Source organism: Shewanella sp. FJAT-52076 (assembly GCF_019457455.1).
In the GTDB taxonomy this organism is placed as follows: domain Bacteria; phylum Pseudomonadota; class Gammaproteobacteria; order Enterobacterales; family Shewanellaceae; genus Shewanella; species Shewanella zhangzhouensis.
On sequence record NZ_CP080415.1, the window covers coordinates 940,814 to 965,668 of the forward strand.

At 54.0% G+C, this 24,855-nt stretch carries 26 protein-coding genes and 1 tRNA gene; 18 read left to right on the top strand and 9 right to left on the bottom strand.

Translation table 11 applies throughout. The features are described 5' to 3' along the window. Nucleotides 1-167: 167 nt before the first annotated feature. Entirely contained in the window at nt 168-1,466 is a 1,299-nt protein-coding gene (locus tag K0H79_RS04090; protein ID WP_220077416.1) for a DEAD/DEAH box helicase, read from the bottom strand. Between the two features lie 285 nt (nt 1,467-1,751). Here K0H79_RS04090 and K0H79_RS04095 point away from each other — a divergent pair, with 285 nt between their 5' ends. The 11 genes from K0H79_RS04095 (at nt 1,752) to K0H79_RS04145 (ending at nt 11,922) form a co-directional block, all read left to right on the top strand. After that, nucleotides 1,752-2,987 (top strand): EAL domain-containing protein, encoded by a 1,236-nt coding sequence (locus K0H79_RS04095; protein WP_220077417.1) that lies wholly within the window; start codon nt 1,752-1,754, stop codon nt 2,985-2,987. A 325-nt stretch (nt 2,988-3,312) separates the two neighbouring features. Beyond that, nucleotides 3,313-4,266 (top strand): DUF523 and DUF1722 domain-containing protein, encoded by a 954-nt coding sequence (locus tag K0H79_RS04100; RefSeq protein ID WP_220077418.1) that lies wholly within the window; start codon nt 3,313-3,315, stop codon nt 4,264-4,266. Between the two features lie 27 nt (nt 4,267-4,293). Then, a complete protein-coding gene (gene phrB / locus K0H79_RS04105) occupies nt 4,294-5,721 on the top strand; it encodes a deoxyribodipyrimidine photo-lyase (RefSeq protein ID WP_220077419.1) in 1,428 nt (475 codons plus the stop codon). Nucleotides 5,722-5,724: 3 nt separating this feature from the next. Continuing rightward, nucleotides 5,725-6,228 carry a nuclear transport factor 2 family protein gene (locus tag K0H79_RS04110; protein WP_258405474.1) on the top strand — a complete coding sequence of 168 codons (504 nt, stop codon included), beginning with the start codon at nt 5,725-5,727 and terminating at the stop codon, nt 6,226-6,228. Then, the gene (locus K0H79_RS04115; protein ID WP_220077420.1) at nt 6,228-6,989 is read left to right on the top strand and encodes an SDR family NAD(P)-dependent oxidoreductase; all 762 of its coding nucleotides are present in this window, start codon (nt 6,228-6,230) and stop codon (nt 6,987-6,989) included. The genes K0H79_RS04110 and K0H79_RS04115 overlap by 1 nt, the downstream gene beginning before the upstream one ends. Nucleotides 6,990-7,057: 68 nt before the next feature. Continuing rightward, nucleotides 7,058-8,320 carry an NAD(P)/FAD-dependent oxidoreductase gene (locus tag K0H79_RS04120; RefSeq protein ID WP_220077421.1) on the top strand — a complete coding sequence of 421 codons (1,263 nt, stop codon included), beginning with the start codon at nt 7,058-7,060 and terminating at the stop codon, nt 8,318-8,320. Beyond that, a complete protein-coding gene (locus K0H79_RS04125) occupies nt 8,317-9,111 on the top strand; it encodes a DUF1365 domain-containing protein (RefSeq protein ID WP_220077422.1) in 795 nt (264 codons plus the stop codon). The genes K0H79_RS04120 and K0H79_RS04125 overlap by 4 nt, the downstream gene beginning before the upstream one ends. Before the next feature lie 2 nt (nt 9,112-9,113). Next, the gene (locus tag K0H79_RS04130; protein WP_220077423.1) at nt 9,114-10,343 is read left to right on the top strand and encodes a cyclopropane-fatty-acyl-phospholipid synthase family protein; all 1,230 of its coding nucleotides are present in this window, start codon (nt 9,114-9,116) and stop codon (nt 10,341-10,343) included. A gap of 18 nt (nt 10,344-10,361) precedes the next feature. Next, nucleotides 10,362-10,871, top strand: a complete 510-nt coding sequence (locus tag K0H79_RS04135; protein ID WP_220077424.1) for a DUF2878 domain-containing protein — start codon at nt 10,362-10,364, stop codon at nt 10,869-10,871. After that, nucleotides 10,862-11,413 carry a chalcone isomerase family protein gene (locus K0H79_RS04140; protein ID WP_220077425.1) on the top strand — a complete coding sequence of 184 codons (552 nt, stop codon included), beginning with the start codon at nt 10,862-10,864 and terminating at the stop codon, nt 11,411-11,413. Before K0H79_RS04135 ends, K0H79_RS04140 begins: the two co-directional genes overlap by 10 nt. Continuing rightward, nucleotides 11,401-11,922 (top strand): DUF3833 domain-containing protein, encoded by a 522-nt coding sequence (locus tag K0H79_RS04145; RefSeq protein ID WP_220077426.1) that lies wholly within the window; start codon nt 11,401-11,403, stop codon nt 11,920-11,922. The genes K0H79_RS04140 and K0H79_RS04145 overlap by 13 nt, the downstream gene beginning before the upstream one ends. An 89-nt stretch (nt 11,923-12,011) precedes the next feature. On the opposite strand, the gene K0H79_RS04150 is transcribed toward K0H79_RS04145, so the two are convergent. Continuing rightward, nucleotides 12,012-12,788, bottom strand: coding sequence for a DUF4097 family beta strand repeat-containing protein (locus tag K0H79_RS04150; RefSeq protein WP_220077427.1), 777 nt, complete (start codon nt 12,786-12,788; stop codon nt 12,012-12,014). Nucleotides 12,789-13,053: 265 nt separating this feature from the next. On the opposite strand from K0H79_RS04150, the gene K0H79_RS04155 reads away from it, so the two are divergent. Continuing rightward, nucleotides 13,054-13,392, top strand: a complete 339-nt coding sequence (locus tag K0H79_RS04155; RefSeq protein WP_220077428.1) for an FKBP-type peptidyl-prolyl cis-trans isomerase — start codon at nt 13,054-13,056, stop codon at nt 13,390-13,392. Nucleotides 13,393-13,589: 197 nt separating this feature from the next. Then, nucleotides 13,590-14,963: a class II fumarate hydratase gene (locus K0H79_RS04160; protein WP_309304485.1), complete on the top strand. Its 1,374-nt coding sequence runs from the start codon at nt 13,590-13,592 to the stop codon at nt 14,961-14,963. A 54-nt stretch (nt 14,964-15,017) separates the two neighbouring features. On the opposite strand, the gene K0H79_RS04165 is transcribed toward K0H79_RS04160, so the two are convergent. The 5 genes from K0H79_RS04165 to rpsU all read right to left on the bottom strand — a co-directional run bounded on the left by K0H79_RS04165 (nt 15,018) and on the right by rpsU (nt 19,740). Next, nucleotides 15,018-15,094: transfer RNA gene (locus K0H79_RS04165), tRNA-Ile, on the bottom strand. Between the two features lie 188 nt (nt 15,095-15,282). Beyond that, a complete protein-coding gene (rpoD, locus tag K0H79_RS04170) occupies nt 15,283-17,136 on the bottom strand; it encodes an RNA polymerase sigma factor RpoD (protein WP_220077429.1) in 1,854 nt (617 codons plus the stop codon). Nucleotides 17,137-17,262: 126 nt separating this feature from the next. After that, nucleotides 17,263-18,993: a DNA primase gene (gene dnaG / locus K0H79_RS04175; RefSeq protein ID WP_220077430.1), complete on the bottom strand. Its 1,731-nt coding sequence runs from the start codon at nt 18,991-18,993 to the stop codon at nt 17,263-17,265. An 81-nt stretch (nt 18,994-19,074) separates the two neighbouring features. Next, nucleotides 19,075-19,518 carry a GatB/YqeY domain-containing protein gene (locus tag K0H79_RS04180; protein ID WP_220066921.1) on the bottom strand — a complete coding sequence of 148 codons (444 nt, stop codon included), beginning with the start codon at nt 19,516-19,518 and terminating at the stop codon, nt 19,075-19,077. 6 nt (nt 19,519-19,524) lie between these two features. Beyond that, entirely contained in the window at nt 19,525-19,740 is a 216-nt protein-coding gene (gene rpsU, locus K0H79_RS04185; protein WP_011758943.1) for a 30S ribosomal protein S21, read from the bottom strand. 232 nt (nt 19,741-19,972) lie between these two features. Here rpsU and tsaD point away from each other — a divergent pair, with 232 nt between their 5' ends. Then, complete coding sequence (tsaD, locus tag K0H79_RS04190) at nt 19,973-20,986, top strand: tRNA (adenosine(37)-N6)-threonylcarbamoyltransferase complex transferase subunit TsaD (protein WP_220066922.1); 1,014 nt, start codon at nt 19,973-19,975, stop codon at nt 20,984-20,986. A 94-nt stretch (nt 20,987-21,080) separates the two neighbouring features. Here the strand turns inward: tsaD and plsY are convergent, their stop codons facing one another. Beyond that, nucleotides 21,081-21,668 (bottom strand): glycerol-3-phosphate 1-O-acyltransferase PlsY, encoded by a 588-nt coding sequence (plsY, locus tag K0H79_RS04195; RefSeq protein WP_011758945.1) that lies wholly within the window; start codon nt 21,666-21,668, stop codon nt 21,081-21,083. Nucleotides 21,669-21,933: 265 nt separating this feature from the next. Between plsY and folB the strand changes: the two genes are divergently transcribed. From folB to K0H79_RS04215, 4 genes are all read left to right on the top strand, one after another. Further along, nucleotides 21,934-22,290, top strand: a complete 357-nt coding sequence (folB, locus tag K0H79_RS04200) for a dihydroneopterin aldolase (RefSeq protein ID WP_220077431.1) — start codon at nt 21,934-21,936, stop codon at nt 22,288-22,290. 5 nt (nt 22,291-22,295) lie between these two features. Beyond that, nucleotides 22,296-22,799 carry a 2-amino-4-hydroxy-6-hydroxymethyldihydropteridine diphosphokinase gene (gene folK, locus K0H79_RS04205; protein WP_220077432.1) on the top strand — a complete coding sequence of 168 codons (504 nt, stop codon included), beginning with the start codon at nt 22,296-22,298 and terminating at the stop codon, nt 22,797-22,799. 12 nt (nt 22,800-22,811) lie between these two features. Next, complete coding sequence (locus K0H79_RS04210) at nt 22,812-23,612, top strand: undecaprenyl-diphosphate phosphatase (RefSeq protein WP_220077433.1); 801 nt, start codon at nt 22,812-22,814, stop codon at nt 23,610-23,612. 65 nt (nt 23,613-23,677) lie between these two features. After that, nucleotides 23,678-24,493: a putative RNA methyltransferase gene (locus tag K0H79_RS04215; RefSeq protein ID WP_220077434.1), complete on the top strand. Its 816-nt coding sequence runs from the start codon at nt 23,678-23,680 to the stop codon at nt 24,491-24,493. An 83-nt stretch (nt 24,494-24,576) separates the two neighbouring features. Here the strand turns inward: K0H79_RS04215 and K0H79_RS04220 are convergent, their stop codons facing one another. Next, nucleotides 24,577-24,840 (bottom strand): Lpp/OprI family alanine-zipper lipoprotein, encoded by a 264-nt coding sequence (locus K0H79_RS04220; RefSeq protein WP_011758950.1) that lies wholly within the window; start codon nt 24,838-24,840, stop codon nt 24,577-24,579. Between the last annotated feature and the right edge of the window lie 15 nt (nt 24,841-24,855).

Below are 24,855 nucleotides of genomic sequence, written 5' to 3' on the forward strand. Positions count from 1 at the left end.
GCGGGTATGGATTTCATGGCGGGTATGGATTTCATGACAGTCTCTTGGCAACTAAAGGTATGTTCAAAGACCGGCGGTAGGGGCAATGTCTTTCAGGTTCGGGTGCAACAGAAAAAATAAAAGCGGCCTTAAGGCCGCTTTTATCTTGAATCAATGGCACCGGGTGCTTATTTGATTTTTTTGGTGTTTCCGGTTGAGCCAACTTTTACCTTAACGCGGCGTCCGGCCATGCTCTTTTCGGCGGCCACCTGGGCAACGGCATCACTCTCAACCCGGGTCTTTTTCGCGAAGCTGCGACGCTTTTGCAACTGCTTGAGCAAGAGGTCACGGTTGGATACTTCATAGCCTGGCATCATGATACGCTTGAGGCGCTGACCAATGAGTTTTTCAATGTCGGCCAGGGTGCGCTCTTCTTCGCGGCTGACAAAACTGATGGCAACACCACTCTTTCCGGCTCGGCCGGTGCGGCCAACCCTGTGTACATAATCTTCAGGCAGGAAGGGCAGGTCGAAGTTCACCACATACTCCAGGTCCGGGATGTCCAAACCACGGGCGGCCACTTCCGTGGATACCAACACCCGAATTTTGCCTTCGGTGAAGTCTTTCAGTGCTCTTCTGCGGGTGCCCTGGGCTTTTTCACTGTGGATCACCGCGCTTGGGATGCCGTCGAGGTTCAGCTCTTCGGTGAGTTTTTCACAGTCTTCACGTGTTGCCGAGAATACCAGCACCCGTTGCCAGTTTTTGCGGCCAATGAGTTCAGACAGCAGCTCGCGCTTGCGGCGCTGTTCCACCGGGTAGACCACCTGGCTCACGGTTGTGGCGGCGGTGTTGTGTCTGTCGGCAGTCAGCACTGTGTGCTTTTTCATGATCTCATCGGCAAGCTTGCGCACACCACCGGAGAAGGTGGCCGAGAACATCAGGGTCTGGCGTTCTTTATTACAGGCCTGGATGAGCTTTTGGATGTCGGCGATAAAGCCCATATCCAGCATGCGGTCGGCTTCATCCAAAACCAAAAATTCAACGGCGGCCAACGACAGGTTACCCGCCAGCAAGTGCTCGAGTAAGCGCCCCGGTGTGGCAACTATGATATCTGTGCCTTTACGCAGCTTTTGCGCCTGAACATCGGTTTTCCCGCCACCGAATACTGTGGTGACAGCCAGTTCAAGATGCTTGGCATAGGCTTTGATATTGTTGGCAATCTGCTCTGTCAGCTCGCGGGTTGGAGCAAGGATCAGCGCGCGGGTCTTGGTCGCTTCTCTGGCCTTGGGATTGTCCAGCAGCTTTTGCAGGATTGGCAATGCGAAAGCCGCAGTTTTCCCGGTTCCCGTTTGGGCAGAAGCCAATACGTCCTGGCCGCGACGGACAGGGGGAATGGCCAGCCGTTGAATAGGGGTCATGGTTTCATAACCGCATTCGGCGAGGGCTTGCAGTATTTCGGGGGCAAAACTGTAGGATTCGAATTTCATGATGATTCCTGGCGTAAATAGACGATTCACAAGGGCTTTTTTGTAAGTTAGGCACCTTGGTCGGAATATGCCTTTTCACAAAGGGGCGCGAAGTATAGCAGATTTTTTGCCCCTAGCCTCCACTTTTGTCTAACGTCACGGGTTTGACTTGGGTCGTCCCTGAACTAGGCTTGGAAAATAACGTGGGCATCAGGGGCGTTACCTGAAACTGAATGTCCATCATGGGTTTCACGGATGAAACTGATTTTTTCGTGGCCCGGTACCCAGACTGTCCGGAGTCATATTATGCCATTGAATGTGCTCATCATTGACGATTCACTCAGTTACTGCCAGCTGTTATCCAAATATTTCAGTGAACTGGATGTGACCAGCGTGGACTACTGCCATGATGGCTCCGAGGCATTGCAGCGCCTTCGGGAGCACAGGGACCGATACCAGATTTTGGTGGTGGATTTGCATATGCCGGGAATGGACGGCATTGAGCTTCTATCAAAGCTGTCGGGCCTTGAATACCGGGGCGGCGTTATTATCGCTTCGGGCATGGAGAGCCGTATCATAGAAGCGGCCTCTCAGATTGTGCTCGGTGCCCATTTGCGGCTCTTGGGCGCCTTGATGAAGCCGGTATGTAAAACGCAGCTGAACATCTGTATTGAGCGCCTGTTGATGATGGCGCCGGAGCTGAACAGGTCCAGACCTGCCATGACATTACAATCGCTTCGAGAATCCATCATGCAACATAAAGTGGTTCCTTACTACCAGCCCCAGGTAGAGGTGGGCACCGGCCGTATCGAAGGCTTTGAGGTACTTTGCCGGATGCAGCAGGGGGCTCAATTACAGCTGATGACCCCTGAAAGTTTTATGGCCGTAGCCGAGCGTCATAACCTGCTCAATGCGGTGTCTGAACAGTTGATAGGGACTGCCCTGAAGGAGTGGGCCGAAATTGGCCAACAGCCCGAATGCCGTCACGCCCGTTTGTCTATCAACCTTACCCCTACCCAGCTTGGCCAGAGCTATTGGCCCCGTCGACTGCTGAGCTTTTGTCAAAAATGGCAGGTTGATATCAGCAGAGTAACGGTAGAAATAACAGAAAATCAGGCGCTTGATAAGCAGTCGCAACATTCGGGAATTTCCCGGTTGCGGCTGCACAATTTTGGCGTTGCCATCGATGATTTTGGGACCGGGTATACCAATTTAACTCAGCTGTGCCGCCTGCCAATCAGTGAACTTAAGTTGGACATGAGCCTGGTACGCGGAATTCACATGGACCCATTGGCACAGACCATTCTCAAGTCGCTGCTCGATATAGGGCGCCAATTGGGGGTGTCTGTGGTGGCCGAAGGCGTGGAAGACCCAAGAGACTATCAATACCTGGAGTCTGTTCCCAACCTGATAGTTCAGGGCTTTTTGGTATGCAGGCCCAAGCCACTTGGTGAATTGGTGCGTTGGTTGAAGGCACGTCAGCGGGTCGCCGTTGAGGCTCAGGGGCCAGGCGCAGGCTCGAACGCGACATACCGTCATTGAGGCCGATATGGGCAGATGTTTGATGCCCCGGATGACGTGCACACCTGTGCAATTCTGTGCGCGTCCTGGCGTCTTTAGGCAGGCTAAAGTTTTTTAATTCAATGCATTACTGTCCACAGGAATAATATTCCTTAAGCCGCGCAATGACAGAGCCGCATAGCGCCGGGGGCAATTAATTTATCCTTGCCGCCTGACTAAACCATCAACTGGACCGTCGATGGCGGTAATCGCTTTAATCCCGCGTGTTTCTGTGATCTCTTTTGCCTCCTGCCACGTATCTTGAACGAGTAATTGCAATACCATCAATACATTCGGGAGACGCACCATGCACAAATTCACCCCTGACCGGATTCAAATAGGGATCAGCGCTTGCTTGCTGGGAGAACAAGTGCGCTTTGATGGCGGACACAAGAACTCTGCCTACTGCCAGCAGGAGTTGAAGCCTCATTTCGATTTTGTCCCTGTGTGCCCCGAAATGGCGATTGGCATGGGTGCGCCACGCAAAAGTATCCGTCAGGTTCGCATTGAGGGTGAAATCAGGGTGCGCAGTGCCGATGGCAGCATTGATGTGACAGAGCAGCTGCAGTCTTTCTGCAATGAAAAAGCCGATGGACTCGGTTTTCTCAGCGGCTATCTCTTTTGCGCCAAGTCTCCCACCTGCGGGATGGAGCGGGTGCCTGTTTATAAGGCTGACGGCAGCGGTGGCTTCAAAGAAGGTGTGGGCGTGTTTGCGGCGGCCGTGATGAAGCGCTTCCCCCATCTGCCGGTGGAAGAGGAAGGTCGGCTCCATGACCTTGTCATACGGGAAAACTTTTTTACCCGGGTATATGCCTATCACGATTGGCACTGTATGCGCTTAAAGGGGCTGACTCGCAAGGCGCTGACCGACTTTCATGCCCGTTACAAGTATCTGTTGTTATCCCACAGCCCGGCGATTTACCGCACCCTCGGCCCCTTGCTGGCGGGTGATGGGGAGCTTGATGCCGTGGCTGACGCTTACTTCGATGGCTTTATGACGGCGCTGAAGCACAAGGCGAGCCGCCGTAACCACACCAGTGCGCTGCAGCACATTCAGGGCTATTTCAAAAAATTCCTCTCCGGCAGCCAAAAGGCTGAGCTCAGCGATGCCATTCTTGCCTATCGTCAGGGAGTACAACCGTTGTTGGTGCCCATTACCCTGATCCGCCATTACCTGCGGGAACACCCAAACGACTACATCGCCGCTCAGGTGTATCTTAATCCGCATCCGGATTCGCTGCGTTTGCGATATGCTTACTGACAAGATGCTGAAATACGGAATAAAAATATGAATGCACTTGTCTGGTTCAGGCAGGATCTTCGCACTATAGATAACCAAGCGCTGACCCGGGCGTGTGAGGATGCCAATACCCGTGGTGGCAAGGTTTATGCGCTCTTTATCGCCAGCCCGGGCCAGTGGCAACAGCATGACATGGGCGTGCGTCAGCAGCGCTTTTTACTGGCAAATCTCAACGCGTTGGGTGAAGAGCTTGCCAACATGGGGATTACGCTGTCATTGCTGAAGGTGGATTTTTTTAACCAAACCGCGGCCGCCCTCAAGGCGTTTTGTAAAGAAAAAGGCATCTCCAGCATCTTCGCCGGGGCGCAAATCGAGATTGATGAGCGCAGGCGCGATCAGGCACTTCTGGATAAAGGTTTTCCGCTGAATCTGACCGATGAACACTGCATGCTGCCCCCCGGCAGCGTGGTCACTCAGGGGCAGCGGGACCAGGGCGGCGCCATGTACCGGGTATTTACTCCATTTGCCCGTCGCTGGCGTGAAATAGCCGCTTCCCGCTCGCTTTGGCCTATCCCTGCGCCCGCGCCCGTGGCAGCGCCGGTGGCATTCACCCCCTTCGCGTTTTGGGGAGAGGTTGACGATGATCCGGCTCTTGATAAATGGCCTGTTGGTCAGGAGGCGGCCCTGGAAAAGTTGTCCCGCTTTCGGGAGCTGGCCATGGCCAGCTACGGCGAGCAGCGCGACTTTCCTGCCATCGATGGCACCAGCAGTCTGTCTCCCTATCTGGCGCTTGGGGTGATATCCCCCCGCCAGTGTCTGGCGGCGCTGTTGGAAGACTTTCCCGATGTCTTTGTGAATGAATCCTCGCCGGGCCGCACCTGGCTGAACGAACTGGTGTGGCGCGAATTTTACCGTCACCTGCTGGTGGCTTTCCCGGGCCTCAGCATGGCGAAGAACTTTAATGCTCTCGGTGATGGCATTCGCTGGCGCAATGACGAAACAGAATTTGAGGCCTGGAAACACGGCCGCACCGGCTATCCGCTGGTGGATGCGGCCATGATGCAACTCAATCAAACCGGCTGGATGCACAATCGCCTGCGGATGGTGGTTGCCAGCTTTCTGACCAAGCATCTGCTTATCGATTGGCGCTGGGGTGAGCGATATTTTCGCGAGCAACTTATCGATGGCTGCCTTGCGGCCAACAATGGTGGCTGGCAGTGGGCCGCCGGTACAGGTTGTGATGCCCAGCCTTATTTTCGGATCTTTAACCCTATGAGTCAGTCGGAAAAATTTGATCCCGACGCTCGCTTTATCCGTAAGTACCTACCAGAAATAGCGCAGTGGCCCACCAGGTCACTGCACCAGGCAAGTGGACCGGGGCTGTTTGATAACAGCGGCTATCCGCCTCCGATTGTTGAGCACAGCAGCGCCCGTGTCAGGGCACTGGATGTGATGTCCGTGATGAAGAAGGGTTAGGGAATGAATGCAGGTGTGCACTGTCCGGTGGAACATCATCCCCTCGGACAAGGTGAGATGGAACATAACCCGTTTAATGCTGCCGCGTCGGCGCCCATTGAAAAGTTGATGGCGCTGTATCAGCAGCTGGGTGCCCATAACCTCGCGCTGCTCGATGAGGTATACGCTGACACTGTGGTGTTTTGTGACCCCATGCACCGCATTGAAGGGCTTGGGCCACTCAAGGACTACTTTGCCAATCTGTACCAAAATCTGAGCAGCATAGACTTTGTGTTTCATCGGGTGATGGATGATGGCAAACAGGCCATGCTGGTATGGACCATGACCTTTGCCCATCCCAAACTGGCCGGTGGAAAGCCCATCAGTGTGGATGGCGTGAGCCAGATTGGCTACGGAGACAAAGTGGACTACCACAGAGACTACTTCGATGCGGGTGCCATGCTGTATGAGCATATTCCCGGCCTTGGCGCTCTGGTGCGGCTGGTTAAACACAGGGCGGGCAAGTAATGACTATGCTGAGCGGACGGGTACTTATCACAGGCGCCAGCTCTGGCATAGGCCAGGCGCTGGCGTTGGAATACCTTAAATCCGGTTGGCAGGTGGTGGCCTGTGGCCGCGATAGAGCCCGCCTGGATGCCTTATTGCACGCCCATCCGCGCTTTGCCTGCCAACTCTCCACCCTGACGTTCAACATCTGTGACCGACTGGCTTGCCTGGAGGCTGCGTCGTCTCTGGATGGTGAGCTTGACCTTATCATCCTTAACGCCGGCAGCTGCGAGTACATAGATAATCCCAAGGCCTTCGATGGGAAGTTGTTCGCCCGGGTGATTGAAACCAATCTGATTTCTGTGGGCTACTGCCTCGAGGCCTTTTTGCCTGCATTGGCCGCCGGGGGCCGGTTGGCGCTGATGGGCTCGAGCGCCGCGCTCTTGCCGCTGCCCCGCGCCGAAGCCTATGGCGCCTCCAAGGCGGCATTGGCATATCTGGCAAGCACCTTGCGATTGCATCTGGCACCCGCTGACATCGGCGTGTCCCTGATAGAACCCGGTTTTGTGCGCACCCCACTGACTGACAAAAACGATTTCCCCATGCCGGGACGGATTGAAGTTGAGGATGCGGCACGGCGTATTGTTGATGCACTTGCCAGTGAAAAAGACCGTATTCAGTTCCCGCGCAGGCTGCTGTGGCCTATGCGGCTGCTGGCTCTGTTGCCGGGCGCTGTATGGGGCCTGATTGCCCGAAGCAATGTCAGTCGCCAGTCAGCCTGAGATGAGGCCGATTGCAGTATTCACCTGTGACCATTTGAGCTTTTTACATATCACCATTGGAAGATGAGATGAAAAAAATTGCCGTTATCGGCTCGGGAATTTCCGGCCTCACCACTGCCCATTTGCTCTCAGGCCAGCACGAGGTGAGTCTGTTCGAGGCCAATGATTATCTCGGCGGACACACGGCCACCGTGGATGTCACTGTCGATGGCAAAGATTATGCGATAGACACCGGCTTTATCGTATTCAACGACCGCACCTATCCTAACTTTCAGAAGCTGCTGTCACGGCTGTCGGTGACAAGTATTCCCACCGAGATGAGCTTTTCGGTCCACAATCTCGACAGTGGCCTTGAGTACAACGGCCACACTCTGGCGACGCTGTTTGCCCAAAAGCGCAACTTGTTCAGCCCAAAGTTTTGGGGGTTTCTGAACGAAATCATCAGGTTTAATAAACTTGGCAAGGCCTGTATCGAGTCAGGGCAATACCCCTGCAACACCCTGGGTGAGTTATTGGCCAAAGAACAATTTTCTGACTTTTTTGCACGGCATTACATATTGCCCATGGGGGCGGCCATTTGGTCATCGAGCCTGGATGATATGGCGGCCTTTGAGCTGAAGTTTTTCCTGCGCTTTTTCCACAATCATGGCCTGCTGAATGTCAGCGACCGCCCTCAGTGGTATGTGCTCAAGGGCGGCTCTCGCAGCTATATTCCGGCGCTGGTGGCACCTTTTGCCGAGCGCATTCATCTTTCGACACCGGTGACTGCGGTAAAACGCCATGGCGAAGGGGTGTCTATTCAGACAAATGGCCAGGATTGGCATGAGTTTGACGAGCTGGTACTGGCCTGTCACAGCGATCAGGCACTGAAGCTGCTCACCGATGCCTCAGATGCCGAGCGGGAAGTCCTTGGCGCCTTGCCTTACAGACGCAATGACGTGGTACTGCACACAGACACGGGACTGTTACCAAAACGCAAAGCCGCCTGGGCCAGCTGGAACTATCGTCTCGACGAAGACAACCAGCGTCCGGCGGCGGTGACTTACCACATGAACACCTTGCAGCGGCTGCCAGCGGGCTCTCCTGATTTTATGGTGACCCTCAACCAGACCGATGCCATCGCCAAAGACAAGATTCTGCGCCAGTTCAGCTATGCCCATCCGGTGTTTTCCTCGGCTGCCATGGCGGCGCAGGCGCGCAGAGCGGATATCTGCGGCCAGCAGCACACCCATTTTGCCGGCGCCTACTGGTACAACGGCTTCCATGAAGATGGCGTAAGAAGCGCCCTGGATGTGTGCCAGCGCTTTGGTGTCAGCCTGGAGAGCGCATGAACAGCGGCATCTTTTTTGGCCATGTGAGCCATCAGCGGCTGGGGGCGGTGCGCCACAGCTTCAGTTACCCCATGGCCATGCTGGTGATGGATCTGGACGAGCTGCCTGGGCTGGCAAACCTCAGTGGCCTGTTTGGTCTGTTGTGGTTTCGGCCGCTGCGATTTCGCGCAGCTGATTACCTGATTGCCAATGGTCCCGCCGATAACACTCATGGCAAAGGAGATACCCCTGAAAACGCTGTGCAGGCGTTAAAAGCACGTGTGCTGGCCAAAGCCCGGGAACTTGGCGCCGAGGGAGAGCTTAACCGGGTGGTGTTTGCCGGCCAGGTGCGTCATTTCGGTTTCTACTTCAGCCCGGTGAATTTCTTCTTTTTATGTGATGGCGATGTGCAGCGCTACCTGCTTGCAGAGGTGAGTAACACGCCCTGGAACGAGCGCCATTGTTATCTGGTTGATGTAACCGAGGCACACGACAAGGGCCAGGCAGTGAACGACAAGGTGTTTCACGTCTCGCCCTTTATGACCCTGGATATGCGTTATCGCTGGCAGGTTGAGGTCAATAATGAACGCTTTCACCTTCAAATCGATAACGAGCGTGACGGCGGTGAGCGGTTGTTTCGTGCCGGTTTACGGCTGCATGGTCAGGCCTTTGATAAGGCAGGGTTGAATAAATTTTTTAAACGTTTTCCCATGCTTACAGCTTATATCCTGTATGGCATTTATCGGCAGGCCCTGAGCCTGTTTCGAAAAGGTGTGACTTTTGTGGCCCACCCCGGGCCGGTGGAGAAATAACCATGGACAATACCGCAGTTGCCAATAAGAGCACTTCATCGACGCTGGAATCTTTGGCTCAACGGATCTTATTGACCGCTCTCAAAGGCCTCTCCTACGGTGGCCTTCGACTGATTTGTGATGGCGAAACTCTGGTGTTTGGCAGCCATCAGGGACCTCAGGCGGTAATCCACGTGAAGTCGCCACGGTTTTTTCGAGAGGTGCTTCTATCCGGCTCCGTTGGGGCGGGGGAGTCCTTTATCGATGGTCACTGGGACAGTCCGGACCTGACCGAGGTGGTACGTCTCTTTGCCGCCAACCTGCCGTTATTGGACAGGCTGGAGAAGCGCTTTGCGTTCCTCTCAGGGGTCACCAACCGAATCAGCCATCTGCTAAGTCGTAACAGCATTGAAGGTTCAAAACGCAACATTCTGGCGCATTATGATTTGGGCAACGCCCTGTACGAGTGTTTTCTCGATAAGTCGATGCTCTATTCCTCTGCCATCTATCCCGATGTCAATGCAACCCTGGAGGCGGCCCAGCAACACAAACTTGCCACCATCTGTGAGCGCCTGAAATTGGCGCCGGGCATGGAGCTTCTGGAAATCGGTACCGGCTGGGGAGCGCTCGCCATTTACGCGGCAACCCATTACGGGGTCAAGGTGACGACCACCACCATCTCGGATGCGCAGCACGACTATGCCCAGGCACGCATTCGTGAGGCCGGGCTGGAAGGTCAGATCACCCTGCTGAAAAAAGACTATCGATTGCTGGAGGGCAAATACGACCGCCTGGTTTCCATCGAGATGATTGAAGCCGTGGGACACGAATACCTGCCCGGATTCTTCATCAAGCTCGAAAGTCTGCTCAAGGACGATGGATTAATGCTGCTGCAGGCCATCACCATTGCTGACCAGAGGTACGAGAGCTACCGAAAAGGTTGTGATTTTATTCAAAAATACATCTTCCCCGGTGGCTGTTTGCCGTCAGTGAGCCGAATGGCAAACCTGCTTGCCCAGCGTACCGACATGGTAATGCTGAGTCTGGACGATATCGGTGAAGACTACGCCCGCACCTTGAAGCATTGGCACGAGAACGTTGACCGCGAACTGCCACAAATTCGCAGCCTGGGATACGACGAACGCTTTATCCGCTTGTGGAAGTTTTATCTGAGCTACTGCGAAGGCGGCTTCTGGGAGCGCACCACAAGTGCTGTGCATCTGGTGGCGGCAAGACCTGGCTGGCGCCCTTAAAAATCAAAGGAGCCCCCTATGACCCGGCAATGGTTTTTGCTTGTCAGCGCCGCTGTTTACACTGCCGCCTGGTGGATTGCAGTGCTTTGGCAAGGCGAGGGGCTGATTTGGCTGTGTCTGTTGTTGCTGGTGCATTTTGCCTTAAGTCCAACGCGGCTTAAGGACTTTCAGCTACTGCCACTGGCACTCGTAGGCATGACCATGGACACACTGCTGATGTACGCCGGGGTGTATGAGTTCAGCGCCATGCCAGTGTGGCTGATGTTGCTGTGGCTGCATTTTTTACTCGCCATGGGGCATTGTCTCGCCTGGCTTGGCAACCAGCCCATCTGGGTGCAGGTATTTACCGGTGTGTTCGGCGGCGCTGGCAGCTACATTGCCGGGGCCGAGTTTGGCGCCGTGGTAATGCCCCTTGGCAACCTGCTCACCTTCCTGCTCATTGCGCCTCTTTGGGGAGCGATTATTCCCGGCTTCTTTTGGCTGCAGCAAAGGCTGCCAGGCAACGGAGACTACCTGTCATGGCGATAACATCAGCTGGCAAAGCATTTAAAAGGCTGTCAGGGGCGCTACTGCTGGTCGCGCTCAGCTCCTTTGTGGGCGCCGCCGTCAGTGCGGATAACCCTCTTGATGGCATGAGCCGGGTGGGCAAAGGCAAGATGAATTGGCTGTGGCTTGAGCTTTACCACGCAAGCCTTTACACCGTCGATGGTCAGTACCAGCTCGGGCGCTATCCCCAGGCGCTGGAAATTCAATACTCGCGGGATATCGAGGCCAAAGACTTGCTGGATGCCACTGGCAGCGAGTGGAAAAAGCAGGGCCTGAGTGAAGCTCAGGTTAAGGCGTTTTTGGCTAAACTTGCGCCTTTGTGGGTGGATGTGCAGCGCGGCGATACCCTGCTTCTGCTGGCAAGCGATGAAAGCCAGGGCGAGTTTTTCCATAACGGTCAATCCCTTGGCAGCGTGAAAGACACCGGCTTGATGCAGGCCTTTTTGGGGATTTGGCTTAGAGACGACACCAGTGAGCCCAGCCTCAGGGCACAGCTTTTGGGAGAAACTTCATGCGATTGTTAGTGTTACTTTTGAGTGCAACCCTGCTTTTGGGCTGCGAGAGCGCCGACATCGACGATTACCGCGGCGTAAATAACGAGCTGAAGCTGGATAAATTTTTCGTGGGAGAGCTTGATGCCCATGGCATGGTGCAGGACATCAGTGGCAAGGTCACTCGCCGCTTTGTGGTCACCATGCAGGGGCGACTCGAAGACAATCGCATCATCCTCGAAGAAGACTTTGTATTTGATGATGGGGAAAAGCAGCGCCGGGTATGGCAGCTCGAACCACAGGGCGTTGGCCGCTGGCTTGGTCGTGCCGATGATATTTTAGGTGTCGCCGAGGGGCAGCTCGAAGGCTTTGCCCTGCGCTGGCGCTACGATATGCGCCTTAAGGTCGATGGCAGCGAGGTTGAGGTTGCTTTTGACGACTGGCTCTATCTGATTGATGAAAACACCCTGCTTAACAAGAGCGATATCAATAAGTTTGGCATTACCGTTGGCCAGGTGACCCTGGTTATCCGCAAGCGCTGAACTCATTAACAGTTGAGGGTGGGCCGAAACGGCCAAGGCAAGCTCTGGACCGCTTCAGCGCCGGGAAGACTGGATTGTGAAAGGTCAGCTTAGCGAAGGATCACATCACCTTGAATATTGGCGGTATTTACGCTGCCAGAGCCATCTGAGTGGATAATCAGGCCCCCTGCGTTTTTGACGTTGATATTGCCCGAGCCGTCGGTGATTTCGACCTTGCCCTTGGCTTGGTCAACGAAGATATTGCCGGAACCATCCTGAATTTTGGCATTCCCCATGACAGCCGTTACCCTGATATCACCGGAGCCGTCCTGGATGTCGGCGTTGCCTGAAATGTCGGATACTGTGATATTGCCGGAGCCATCGTTGATATCCACATCACCAGTGCTCTTGGTCAGGGTCAGATCCCCTGAGCCGTCATTGATGGACACCTGATTGCCACCCTCGATAAGGAGGTTGCCTGAGCCATCGTTAACCCGGATATCACTCGTGAGGCCGCGGATTTCGATGTCGCCCGAACCGTCCACGAGGTCTAACATCAGGGTTTGGGGCATAGTCACAGTGACATTGATGTAGGGCGACTTGCCTGAAAATGAATAGGATTCGGGGAATTTGGCCACCAGATAGGCGGTGTTGCCGCGAACTTCCAGCGTGAACTCAGGCTTGTCACCTTTGGGGTGGAAGATATCAGCCTCGACCTGTACCCGGTCGGTATCACTGCCGGTGAGCATGAAACTGCCGGCGCCGGCTTCGACATTCAGGCCTTTTAATCCGTTGGCCGATACCGACAGCTGTTGGCTTTCGTTTGCCATTGTGGCGGCAGAGGCGAATACCAGAGACAAAGCAGCGAGAGATGCGGTGATTTTCATGTGAATTCCTTGTTCTTTTATCTAAAGTTGGCTGAGCGTTATCTGAGTAATTAACAGGTAACGTAAGCAGGTAACGTGCCAATATTTAATTATTTGATATGAAAGGGGTTTGTGTTTTCATTCGTGAATGGTTGTCCGGCCGGACACTATCAGTTGGTCGAATTCACCACTTTCGGACACCTTGAGTGTCCGCCCTGGGCAGGGTGTCCGGTATCTGCTGTGGTACACTCAGCCTTTATCGATAAATAGTGAAAGAAGAGTCTGTATGTCTGAACTCCAAATAGAAGATGTGATTGAGGGCGAGGGTAAGGCGGCGGTAAAGGGCGCCCTTATTACCACCCATTATCGGGGCTGGCTCGCCGATGGCACCCAGTTTGATTCCTCCCATGACAGGGGCCAGGCATTTCAGTGCGTAATAGGCACAGGCCGGGTTATCAAGGGATGGGATCAGGGCATTATCGGTATGAAGGTCGGTGGGAAGCGCCGTTTACAGGTGCCATCACATCTGGCCTATGGTGAGCGCCAGATTGGCAATATGATCCCGCCAAACTCGGATTTGACCTTCGAGATTGAACTGCTTGAAGTATTAACCCGGGATGACTGAATCGCCCCACGCTAAAAAAGCCCATGTTCCCATGGGCTTTTTTGTATCTGCGAATCGAGCAGCCCGCCATCTGTCCTTGGCGTACACTGATATTACAGCCGTGTTTTGTTACCAGCGTGGCAGGACAGTTTTCTGGCCATGTCTGGCACCTTGCGGTCAGACAACAGGCACAAGCCCTTCGCAAACAGGACGTTATTATGGATAGCCGGATTGAAAAAGACAGCATGGGCGAGGTTATCGTACCCGCCGGGGCACTCTATGGCGCGCAAACTCAACGGGCGCTGAACAACTTTGCCATTGGCGGCCAGCCGATGCCAAAGGCATTTATTGAGACGCTATTGCTGATAAAGGCCGCCGCAGCCCGTGCCAACAGCCAATTGGGCGTGCTGGCAAATGATTTCGGTAAGGCTATCTCTGAAGCGGCTTTATCCTTACGCCAGGACAAGGCGCTGATGCAGCACTTCCCCGTGGATGTGTTTCAAACCGGCTCAGGTACCAGCAGTAACATGAATGCCAATGAGGTACTGGCCCGGCTTGCCTCAGAGAGTCTTGGTCGCCCTGTCAGCGCCAATGACGAGGTGAATCTTGGGCAGAGCAGCAACGATGTTATTCCAAGCTGTATTCAGGTGGCGTCGGCAAGCTTGTTGACCAAGAGCCTTCTGCCAGCCCTGATGCATCTTAAGTCCTGTATCAGAACCAAGGCGGCGAGCGTAAAGGGAGTTGTGAAAACGGGCCGTACCCATTTGATGGATGCTATGCCGGTGCGTTTGAGCCAGAGCCTCGAAACCTGGGCCAGCCAGTTGGATGCCAGAGAGCTGCAATTGCAGTCGCAGCTCATCTCCCTATGGCAATTGCCCCAGGGGGGCACCGCAGTGGGCACAGGCGTTAACGCCGCGTCGGGATTCCCCCAGGCGTTTTGCCATGAGCTGAATCTGCTTACGGGTCTGGCATTTCAGCCCGCACCGCACCTTTTTACCGGGATTGCCAGCCAGGATACGGCGGTGGCGCTGTCCGGTGAACTCAAGGCACTGGCCGTTACCCTGATGAAAATTGCCAATGATTTGCGCTGGATGAACTCCGGGCCGCTGGCGGGTCTGGGTGAAATCCGCTTGCCGGTGCTGCAGCCCGGTTCATCGATTATGCCCGGTAAGGTCAACCCGGTGATCCCCGAAGCGGTTGCCATGGCCTGTGCCCAGGTCATAGGCAATGATGTCTGCATCACAGTGGCCGGACAGTCGGGCAATTTCGAGCTGAATGTGATGCTGCCCGTGATAGCGGATAACTTACTCTCATCCCTTGCGCTTTTGACCAATGCCATGAGGGCCCTGGCTGACAAGGCCATCGACGGGTTTGAGGTATGTGAAGGGCGTATGGCGAAAGAGCTTAGCCGAAATCCGATTTTGGTGACGGCGCTGAATCCGATAGTGGGTTATGGAAAAGCAGCCGACATTGCCAAGAGAGCCTACGCTGAAGGGCGGCCAATATTGGATGTGGCGCTGGAGATGACCGACATAGACGCTGAAGAGCTGGCGAGGTTGCTTGACCCGGTTCGCTTGACGGGGCAGACATAACGCAGTGCGCTGAAAACAAAAACGCCTGCATTAGCAGGCGTTTTTGTTTGAATTTGGTGGCCCCTCACGGACTTGAACCGTGGACCTAACGATTATGAGTCGTGTGCTCTAACCAACTGAGCTAAGGGGCCGGATATTGCCGGGTGGAACCCAAGGCGGCTTGCAGTATACGAACTTTGTCTTGCCTTGTCACGGGTCAAATGGCGCAAAATTCCAGCTTGGTGTTCAATTGGTTATTGGGTAATCAAATCGGCTGCAGCCTTAAAAATACCCAGAAAAAACAAAGCCACCCGGGGTGGCTTTGTGGTGTCAGTCAGGATTAATCATCCAGGAATGACTTGAGGATTTCTGAACGGCTTGGGTGGCGCAGTTTGCGCAGTGCCTTGGCCTCAATCTGACGGATACGCTCACGGGTAACATCGAACTGCTTGCCCACTTCCTCGAGGGTGTGGTCGGTGTTCATGTCGATACCAAAACGCATACGCAGTACCTTGGCTTCACGGGCAGTCAGACCGGCCAGCACCTCGTGGGTAGCCTGCTTGAGGCTTTCGCTGGTGGCACTATCCAGTGGCAGCTCGAGGGTGGTGTCCTCGATGAAATCCCCCAGATGCGAATCTTCATCGTCACCGATTGGGGTTTCCATGGAGATAGGCTCTTTGGCAATTTTCAGTACCTTACGGATCTTGTCCTCGGGCATGGCCATGCGCTCAGCCAGTTCTTCCGGTGAAGGTTCGCGACCCATTTCCTGCAGCATCTGGCGGCTGATACGGTTGAGCTTGTTGATGGTCTCAATCATATGCACCGGAATACGGATGGTACGGGCCTGATCCGCGATAGAGCGGGTGATGGCCTGACGGATCCACCAGGTCGCGTAGGTCGAAAACTTGTAACCGCGACGGTATTCAAACTTGTCCACCGCCTTCATCAGGCCGATGTTACCCTCCTGGATGAGATCCAGGAATTGCAGACCGCGGTTGGTGTATTTCTTGGCGATAGAAATTACCAGACGCAGGTTGGCCTCAACCATTTCTTTCTTGGCGCGGCGAGCCTTGGCTTCACCAATGCTCATGCGGCGGTTGATGTCCTTGATGGATTCAATGGACAAACCGGTTTCCACTTCAATGGCTTCCAGCTTGGTGCGGCAACGCTGAACGTCTTCGTCTACCAATTTGAGATCGGCAGAGTAGGGGCGTCCGGCTTCAATTTCTTTGTTGAACCAGGTCAGGTCGGTTTCGTTACCGGTGAAGAGTTTGACGAAGTTCTTCTTCGGCATCTTAGCCTGTTCAACGCACAGCTTCATGATCAGACGTTCCTGAACACGAACCTTGTCCATCATCTCGCGCATGCTCTTGACCAGACGGTCAAACTGCTTGGGCACCAGACGGAATTCTTTGAAGATTTCACCGAGTTCAAACAGAGCGCGGGTCGACTCTGGGTGAGCACGGCCTTTGACTTCAATAACTTTCAGGGCATTGTCGTAGGCAGTGCGCAGGGCAGCAAAGCGCTCACGGGCCACTTCTGGGTCCGGGCCTTTGGCGCCGTCGTCATCGCTGCTGTCGCCGTCTTCGTCTTCCTCTTCGTCTTCGTCCATATCGTCTTCATCTTCCAGCTCTTCTTCTGAAAGCTCTGAGCCGATATGGGTTGCGGTGGGACCAACGTCTTCTTCGTTGGGGTCCACAAAGCCGGAAATGATGTCAGACAGACGAATGGCGTCCGCTTCGAACTGGTCGAATTGCTCCAGGATCATGGAGATGGCCTGTGGATATTCAGCCACAGAGCTTTGAACTGTGTTGATGCCTTCTTCGATACGTTTGGCGATAACGATTTCGCCTTCACGGGTAAGCAGCTCAACAGTACCCATTTCACGCATGTACATGCGTACTGGGTCAGTGGTGCGGCCAAGTTCACTTTCTACTGTGGCCAGCGCAGCCGCAGCTTCTTCGGCGGCATCTTCGTCCGTGTTGTCTTCGGACATCATCATTTCATCGGCATCGGGCGCTTCTTCATAAACGCGGATACCCATGTCATTGATCATCTGGATAATATCTTCGATCTGGTCAGAGTCGACCATATCTGCAGGCAAGTGATCGTTCACTTCTGCATAGGTTAAGTAACCTTGCTCTTTACCTTTGGCGAGCAACATCTTTAGTTGCGACTGCGGAGTATGATCCATAGATATCATCCAATTTGGGTAAGTGTTACAACGAGCGCACCCGTGGCCGGACCACAAAGTCGCGCAAATCGTCAATTATAGCCATCTGCCTATGGCTGTGCCAGAGGGAAGGGGCGGTTTTTTGCCCTACTTCATGCCCTTCATCACAACGATAAGCTTTTGGAGTTGCAGCTTTTCTTCCCGGGTTAAGTCGGGTTTGATGCTGAGCTCCTGGTAGCGCTGCTCTATGTATTGATTATTAAGCCATACCAGCGCTTTGCGAAATTCCTGGGCCACATTATCTTCGGCAATCTGGTGTTCCCACTGGGCCAGTTTGGTTAACGGCCCCCAATGCTCGCTGTCACGATAGGACTCGAGCAGTTGGGCGGTGGAAAGCACCTGTTCCCGGGTGAGCTCCAACAATTGGATAAGCAGCTCAATACCCGTCATGCGAATGTGGCTCAATGCCGGCTGAACCGGCAGTTTGTGTCCCAGTTCGGGGTGTTGCACCAGCAGTGAAATGGCCAGTCGCAGCGGTGTACCCCGTCCTTTGAGTCCCTTTTGCGCCATCGCCTTGGGACCTGTGGACATACTTGTTAGACCGAGTTTTTTCCTGAGATCTTCACTGGAGTTCATCCCGAGCTTGTGGGCAAGGTTTTCCAGCAGCAGATTGGCAAGAACCGTGTCTTTAATTTTTTCAATCAGAGCAATGGCCTGCTTGGCCAGGTTGCCTTTATCTGTACCGTATTTCTGCGACAAGGTGTCGAACAGGTAATCGGCCAGTGGCAGCGCATTATCGATGCGCGTTTCAAAGGCTTCTTTGCCTTCTTTACGGACTTGCGAGTCCGGATCTTCTCCCTGAGGGAGGAACAAAAATGTTACTTTGTCGCCGGGTTTGAGCAGGGGCAGGGCAGTTTCCATGGCCCGCCAGGCGGCTTCATAACCGGCTTTGTCACCGTCGTAGCAACAGATGACTTCTTTGGCACTGCGCAGCAGCAATTGAAATTGCTCTGCGGTTGTCGAGGTGCCCAGTGAGGCCACCGCGTAGTCGATGCCAAATTGTGCCAACGCCACCACGTCCATGTAGCCTTCCACAATCATGACCCGCTCCGGGTCGCGATGTTTTTGCTTCAGCTCATAGAGACCGTAGAGTTCCTGTCCCTTATGAAATATGGGCGTTTCCGGCGAATTCAAATATTTTGGTGTGCCATCACCCAGTACCCGGCCACCGAAACCTATTACCCGACCCCGTCGGTCGCGAATAGGAAACATCAAACGATCGCGGAAGCGGTCGTATCGCTTGCCACCGTCGTTTTCAATCAACATGCCGCCGGTCAGCAGCTTGTCCTGGGCATCCGGGTTGGTTCGATAGCGACCCAACAAGCCATCCCAGCCATCGGGGGCAAAACCGATACTGAAGTCTTCAACGACTTCTTTGCTCAGCCCACGCAGTGCCAGGTACTCGTCGACTTTTTGCTTGTCGGCGTGCTGACGCAGTTGTGTCTGATAATGCCTCGCGGCCTCTTCCATCAGCTGGTACAGATCCCGGGCGAGTCCCTCGTCGCGGCGAGGACCAGTGCCTTGCTCCCGCGGGACTTCCAACCCCAGCTGTCCAGCCAGGTCTTCAATGGCGTCGACAAAGTTAAGCCGGTCGTACTCCATCACGAAGTCGATGGCATTGCCATGGGCGCCACAACCGAAACAGTGATAAAACTGCTTGTCTCTGCTGACGGTAAATGAAGGTGATTTTTCGCTGTGGAAGGGACAACAGGCAGAATAGTTCTTACCTGCTTTTTTGAGCGGCACTTTACGGTCGATAAGCTCGACTATGTCCGTTCTGGCTATCAGATCATTGATGAAATCACGAGGTATTGCCACGTTGCTTACTTCAATTTCCTAAAAGCTCAGTTAAACAAACAAGCCGCGCAATTGCACGGCTTGTTCATACACAAAAGTCGATTATTGCAGTTTGGCGCGGATCTGTTGGCCTATGGCACCCAGATCTGCACGGCCCTGAACTTTCGGCTTCAGTGCTCCCATTACTTTACCCATGTCCGCAATGGAGGCAGCACCTACTTCAGCAATGGTGGCCTCAATGAGTGCAGCGATTTCAGCTTCGCTCAGTGGGGCTGGCAGGAAAGTTTCGATAACCGAAATTTCCGCCGCTTCTGCGTCAGCAAGTTCGTTGCGACCGGCAGCCTCATATTGGGCAATCGAATCGCGACGTTGCTTCACCATTTTGGTCAGGACAGCAAGCACTTGCTCATCATTCAGCGTTTCGCGTGTGTCCACTTCGATCTGCTTGATGGCGGCCAGAGCCAGACGAATAGTACCGAGGCGAACCTTGTCTTTGGCGACAAGGGCCTTTTTCATTTCGTCCTTAAGCTGTTCTGTCAGGTTCATAAGGGATTAGTATAAACGTACGCGACGTGCGTTTTCGCGAGAAAGCTTCTTGGCCAGACGCTTAACCGCAGCGGCCTTGGCGCGCTTACGGGCAGTAGTTGGCTTCTCGTAGAATTCACGAGCACGCACATCGGCCAGGATACCTGCTTTTTCGCAAGAGCGCTTGAAACGACGCAGAGCTACGTCGAATGGTTCATTTTCACGTACTTTAACGATTGGCATACGCCATCACCCCTTAGGTGTAGATTGTATTGGTTCAGATATGACCCCGCGGCCACACCCTTACCAAGAAGGATTAAAAATGGTGCGGAATTTTAAACCGAACCCGCAATTAATGTAAAGCCCCAGTCCGGTTAAAAAGGATCACCGGAGGATCTGAGGCGCGGCTTTACTGGAGTAATACTAGCTTAACGGGTAGAATTGGCCGCCCTTTTCAGCGGAGAAACGACACAAAATGCGGGTTTTGGGAATCGAGACGTCCTGTGATGAAACAGGCATCGCCATCTATGACGAAGAGAAAGGCCTGATGGCCCACACTCTGTACAGTCAGGTCAAACTGCACGCCGATTACGGTGGCGTTGTGCCTGAGCTGGCTTCCCGTGACCATGTGCGCAAGATTATTCCGCTTATTCGTGAAGCCCTGAAAAATGCCGATACCCGAATCGAAGATCTGGATGGGATCTGCTACACCAAGGGCCCTGGCCTGATTGGGGCGCTGCTGGTGGGGGCCTGCGTAGGTCGCTCGTTGGCGTTTTCCTGGAATCTGCCCGCCGTGGGTGTGCACCATATGGAAGGCCATTTGCTGGCGCCCATGCTGGAAGACGAGGTGCCTGAGTTTCCCTTTGTGGCGCTGCTGGTTTCCGGCGGTCACTCTATGCTGGTAAAAGTAGACGGCATAGGCCAGTACGAAGTGCTCGGTGAGTCCATCGACGATGCCGCCGGTGAGGCCTTCGATAAAACAGCCAAACTGATGGGGCTCGATTATCCGGGGGGGCCGCGTCTCGCCAAGCTCGCAGCTTCCGGTCAGCCAGCCAACTACAAGTTTCCGCGTCCAATGACCGACAGACCCGGACTGGACTTCAGCTTCTCCGGGCTTAAAACTTTCGTGGCCAATACCATTGCTGCCGAGCCAGACGATGACCAGACCCGCGCCAATATCGCCCGTGCCTTCGAAGAGGCTGTGGTGGATACCCTGTCCATCAAGTGTCGCCGTGCGCTGGAGCAAACCGGTTACAAACGCCTCGTTATTGCCGGTGGTGTGAGTGCCAACGTGCGCCTGCGCGCAGGTCTTGCTGAGCTGATGGAAAAACTGGGCGGCAAGGTGTACTACCCCCGTGGGGAATTCTGTACCGACAATGGTGCCATGATTGCTTATGCCGGTTTGCAGCGCCTGAAAGCCGGACAGATTGAAGATTTGGCGGTAAAAGGTCAGCCTCGCTGGCCCCTGGATACCTTGCTGCCTGTGTAAACAGAGGGAAGAGTTTGGATCACATCGCATTATCCATAAACTCTTTATCAATAAAAATGGCGCCTTGGGCGCCATTTTTATTGGGTTAAGGGTATCAGTCCTGAGGCTGCTGGCGCCGTTTACGTGACACCTTGGACTCCTCGCCCTTCAGCAGTCTCTTTATGTTGTCTTTGTGCCGAATAAGAATAAGGGTTGAAAGCATGGCTACCGGAATGGTGAATCTGTCATCCAGCCACCAGGTGTAAACCGGGGCGAGCAGGGCAGTGGCCAAAGCCGCTACCGATGAATAGCGGGTGATAAGCAGGGTCACAATCCAGGTGACAATCAACAAGAGAGTCAGATAGCCATCGATGGGAGCAATGGCGCCATAGGCAGTGGCTACTCCTTTACCACCTTTAAAGCCAAAGAACACCGGGAAGATATGGCCAAGACAGGCGGCGATGGCAATAACCCCCAGCCATACCGCGTCGATACCCAGTTTAAAGCCGATATAGGCAGGGATGGCGCCCTTTAGCATATCGAACAGGAGCACCATGGCCGCCGCGCTGGCACCGCCTATACGCAGCACATTGGTGGCGCCCGGATTACCCGAGCCCTGGGTGCGTGGGTCCGGCAAGCCCCGGAGCTTGCACACGAGCACAGCACTGGACACTGAGCCTGCCAGATAGGCGCAGAGGATCATTACCGCCGTCAGTGCTATTTCGCTGGTCAACTTGGTTTCCTTTCACTTCTTAAGGTATTATCGCCGCCATTCCCGTGACGGCATTTGTCGCCCATCGTGGGACTCGATTCATTTTTGGGCACGCTGGCCGGTAAATATTGATTCTTAAGGTGTTATCCTAACGCCCTTGGCGCCAATGAGAAAGCGCAATCCATCGATTGTCGCTATCGGCGTGCGGATTATACCGACAAAGCGAGCCAAAGCTTGTCAGACCTCAGGAACTGCCATGGATAAAGTACTGATCCGTGCCCTGCGTATCGACACCGTTATCGGTGTGTACGACTGGGAAAAAGCCATTCAGCAATCGCTGTTTCTCGATTTGGACATGGCGTGGGACATTAAACCCGCCGCTGGCACCGATGATTACAGCCATGCCCTGTGCTACGAGACTGTCTCAAATCGTCTGACAGCCCTTATCACTGAAAAACCCATTGAGCTGATTGAAACCGTCGCCGAAATGGCGGCCCGTTGCGTGCTGGAAGAATTCAAGGTGTCCTGGGTTCGGGTCAGGGTGATGAAACCCGGTGCCGTAAAAACGGCCGAGGCCGTGGGCGTTGAAATTGAGCGCAGTGCCGGGGATTGATGAGCATGACGCGCATCTATATCAGCGTTGGCAGTAATATCGAGCCGGAAACATACCTGAGAAACGCCGCAACCGCCCTGAGAGCACATCTGGGGGAGCTTAGGTTATCACCCGTATATCAATCCGAAGCCGTGGGGTTTGAAGGGGAGCACTTCCTCAATATGGTGATAGGCGCCGATACCTCATTGGGCATCAGCGACCTTGTCGCGCTGCTGAAACAGATTGAGCTGGACAATGGCCGTAAACCCGGCGCCAAAAAATTCAGCGCCAGAACCCTGGATTTGGATTTACTGCTCTTTGGCGATCTGGTTTGCCATGATCCCATCGAACTGCCCAGGGCGGAAATTCGCTACAACGCCTTTGTGCTCTGGCCTCTGGCAGACATAGCCCCGGAACGGGTACATCCGTTGGCGGGACAAACTTATGCAGAGCTTTGGCAGCAATTCGATAAACAAAGCCAGCGCCTTTGGCCGGTGGCCTTTTCCTGGAACGACGATTCCCTCATTTAATAAAGGAATATTATGGATACCTTGCAGGTCATTATCCTTGCCCTGATTCAGGGCCTGACCGAGTTTTTGCCCATTTCCAGCTCGGCCCACCTGATTTTACCTGCGCAGCTGTTTGGCTGGGAAGATCAGGGCTTGTCTTTCGACGTTGCCGTGCACATCGGCTCGCTGGCGGCCGTGGTGATTTATTTCCGCCACGAAATCCTGGCCATGTTGAAGGCGTGGCTTGCCAGCATCTTTAAGGGGCAACAGAGCGATGACAGCAAGCTCGCCTGGTGGATTATCCTGGCCACCATTCCTGCCATCGCCGTGGGGTTTACGGCAAAAGATATGGTGGAAACCCACTTGCGTGGTCCTGGAGTTATTGCCATTACCACAGTTATCTTTGGCTTGCTGCTGTGGTTTGCAGACCGTATTGCCAAAGATGAAATGACCGAGTACCAAACCGGCTGGCGCAAGGCATTGCTGATTGGTATTGCGCAGGCGCTGGCGCTCATTCCCGGCACCTCTCGCAGTGGTATTACTATCACAGCAGCCCTGATGCTGGGGCTGAAACGGGAAGCGGCAGCCCGCTTCTCATTTTTAATGTCCATCCCCGTGATTTTGGGCGCGGCGCTGCTGATGACCAAAGACATCATCACAGAAAATCATGTGGTTGACTGGCATGCACTGGCACTGGGGTCGATACTGTCCTTTATTGCGGCTTATGCCTGTATTTATTTCTTCCTCAAAATTATCAGTCGCATGGGAATGACCCCCTTTGTGATTTACCGCCTGGCGCTGGGCGTGTTCCTCTGTGGCTTTATTTATTTGTAACGTTTGCGTAATTCAGATTGACCAAAGGGGCGGCATTGGCCGCCTCTTTGATTTAAGGAGTTTTCATGGAGTTTCAGTGTCCACTTTGTCGTCAACGGTTGCACTTTCACGAAGAGTCCCGTGGTTGGCATTGCGATGGCAAACATCACTTCGACAAGAAAGAAATCGGCTATTGGGACTTTTACAAGGGCAACAAACCCCGTAATGCCGAAAGCCGTCAGGAACTGCGTGCCAGACAATTTCTGTTGACCTCAGGCCTGTTTCAGCCGGCTGTGGAGGCCATGGTGAAGGTGCTGCAAACCCAGGATTCGGCAAGCGAGCGCAACTGCGTCAATTTGGGGCCGGGGCATGCCTGGATTGGGAAGTTGTTGGCTCAAGCGCTGACTGAGCATGAGATTCCGCTTAAGGTATTCAGTCCATTGGAGTCTGAAAATGAAGCCTTTGCCGCAGCGAAATCCGGAATGGAGGCCGTTTGCCTGACACCGCTTAAATCGCTGCCCTTTGCCGATGCATCAGCCGATATGCTGTGGCTTCTGGATATTCCAACCAAAGGAAAGGAATGGCAGCGAATACTGAAACCGGGCGGATTGTTATTGATGTTGGCAGCCGGGCCAAGACACCTTTGGCAAATTAAAGAATTTGTTTATGACGGATTAACTGAAAAGCCATTTGTGTTGGAGCTTTCCGGCCAATTTGAGTTGATAAGTGAAACCCCAATTTCCTGGACCCATGCCCTCAGTGTGGCGGATGCCAAGGTATTAATGGGTATGGCTCCCTGGGCCTGGCGGGTAAAAGAAGCCAGTTTAAAGGCGATGGAAAAGGGGGATTTTTCCGGATTGGAAATGGACTATCGGATCATTCTTGCCAAAAAGCGGGAATAACTGGCTGGAAAGTGGGAATATCGTGAAAAAAACGTAAAAAAATACCGGCAACGCCCGAAAGCATTGCCGGTACCAACACAGCATTACTTCTTGTAAGAAGAAGCTACGTTGTCCAGACGGTCGTTAGCACGCTTGGCTTCAGCTTGAGCGTCCATAGCAGCAGCTTTAGCAGCCTTGGCGTCAGCAGCGATCTGGCCTTGCTCAGACTTCAGAGCACTTACGTCAGCAGACAGTTGGTCTACTTTGTTGCTCAGGTTGGCAACGCTTTCTTCCAGAGCGGTAGTGTTGGCACAGCCACCCAGCAGAGCAGTCATGGCAACACCGGCGATCAGCAGTACTTTTTTCATGAAAACATCCCTTAA

Bases quoted from the DNA above. Each gene is read 5' to 3' on its own strand.
- K0H79_RS04120 (WP_220077421.1), top strand. From the start codon at position 7,058: ATGAAAAAAATTGCCGTTATCGGCTCGGGAATTTCCGGCCTCACCACT.
- K0H79_RS04145 (WP_220077426.1), top strand. From the start codon at position 11,401: ATGCGATTGTTAGTGTTACTTTTGAGTGCAACCCTGCTTTTGGGCTGC.
- folK (WP_220077432.1), top strand. From the start codon at position 22,296: ATGACGCGCATCTATATCAGCGTTGGCAGTAATATCGAGCCGGAAACA.
- K0H79_RS04090 (WP_220077416.1), bottom strand. From the start codon at position 1,466: ATGAAATTCGAATCCTACAGTTTTGCCCCCGAAATACTGCAAGCCCTC.
- K0H79_RS04125 (WP_220077422.1), top strand. From the start codon at position 8,317: ATGAACAGCGGCATCTTTTTTGGCCATGTGAGCCATCAGCGGCTGGGG.
- K0H79_RS04095 (WP_220077417.1), top strand. From the start codon at position 1,752: ATGCCATTGAATGTGCTCATCATTGACGATTCACTCAGTTACTGCCAG.
- rpoD (WP_220077429.1), bottom strand. From the start codon at position 17,136: ATGGATCATACTCCGCAGTCGCAACTAAAGATGTTGCTCGCCAAAGGT.
- phrB (WP_220077419.1), top strand. From the start codon at position 4,294: ATGAATGCACTTGTCTGGTTCAGGCAGGATCTTCGCACTATAGATAAC.
- K0H79_RS04135 (WP_220077424.1), top strand. From the start codon at position 10,362: ATGACCCGGCAATGGTTTTTGCTTGTCAGCGCCGCTGTTTACACTGCC.
- K0H79_RS04150 (WP_220077427.1), bottom strand. From the start codon at position 12,788: ATGAAAATCACCGCATCTCTCGCTGCTTTGTCTCTGGTATTCGCCTCT.
- K0H79_RS04110 (WP_258405474.1), top strand. From the start codon at position 5,725: ATGAATGCAGGTGTGCACTGTCCGGTGGAACATCATCCCCTCGGACAA.
- K0H79_RS04215 (WP_220077434.1), top strand. From the start codon at position 23,678: ATGGAGTTTCAGTGTCCACTTTGTCGTCAACGGTTGCACTTTCACGAA.
- K0H79_RS04100 (WP_220077418.1), top strand. From the start codon at position 3,313: ATGCACAAATTCACCCCTGACCGGATTCAAATAGGGATCAGCGCTTGC.
- K0H79_RS04130 (WP_220077423.1), top strand. From the start codon at position 9,114: ATGGACAATACCGCAGTTGCCAATAAGAGCACTTCATCGACGCTGGAA.
- tsaD (WP_220066922.1), top strand. From the start codon at position 19,973: ATGCGGGTTTTGGGAATCGAGACGTCCTGTGATGAAACAGGCATCGCC.
- rpsU (WP_011758943.1), bottom strand. From the start codon at position 19,740: ATGCCAATCGTTAAAGTACGTGAAAATGAACCATTCGACGTAGCTCTG.
- K0H79_RS04210 (WP_220077433.1), top strand. From the start codon at position 22,812: ATGGATACCTTGCAGGTCATTATCCTTGCCCTGATTCAGGGCCTGACC.
- K0H79_RS04220 (WP_011758950.1), bottom strand. From the start codon at position 24,840: ATGAAAAAAGTACTGCTGATCGCCGGTGTTGCCATGACTGCTCTGCTG.
- K0H79_RS04155 (WP_220077428.1), top strand. From the start codon at position 13,054: ATGTCTGAACTCCAAATAGAAGATGTGATTGAGGGCGAGGGTAAGGCG.
- K0H79_RS04180 (WP_220066921.1), bottom strand. From the start codon at position 19,518: ATGAACCTGACAGAACAGCTTAAGGACGAAATGAAAAAGGCCCTTGTC.
- plsY (WP_011758945.1), bottom strand. From the start codon at position 21,668: ATGATCCTCTGCGCCTATCTGGCAGGCTCAGTGTCCAGTGCTGTGCTC.
- K0H79_RS04140 (WP_220077425.1), top strand. From the start codon at position 10,862: ATGGCGATAACATCAGCTGGCAAAGCATTTAAAAGGCTGTCAGGGGCG.
- K0H79_RS04115 (WP_220077420.1), top strand. From the start codon at position 6,228: ATGACTATGCTGAGCGGACGGGTACTTATCACAGGCGCCAGCTCTGGC.
- K0H79_RS04160 (WP_309304485.1), top strand. From the start codon at position 13,590: ATGGATAGCCGGATTGAAAAAGACAGCATGGGCGAGGTTATCGTACCC.
- folB (WP_220077431.1), top strand. From the start codon at position 21,934: ATGGATAAAGTACTGATCCGTGCCCTGCGTATCGACACCGTTATCGGT.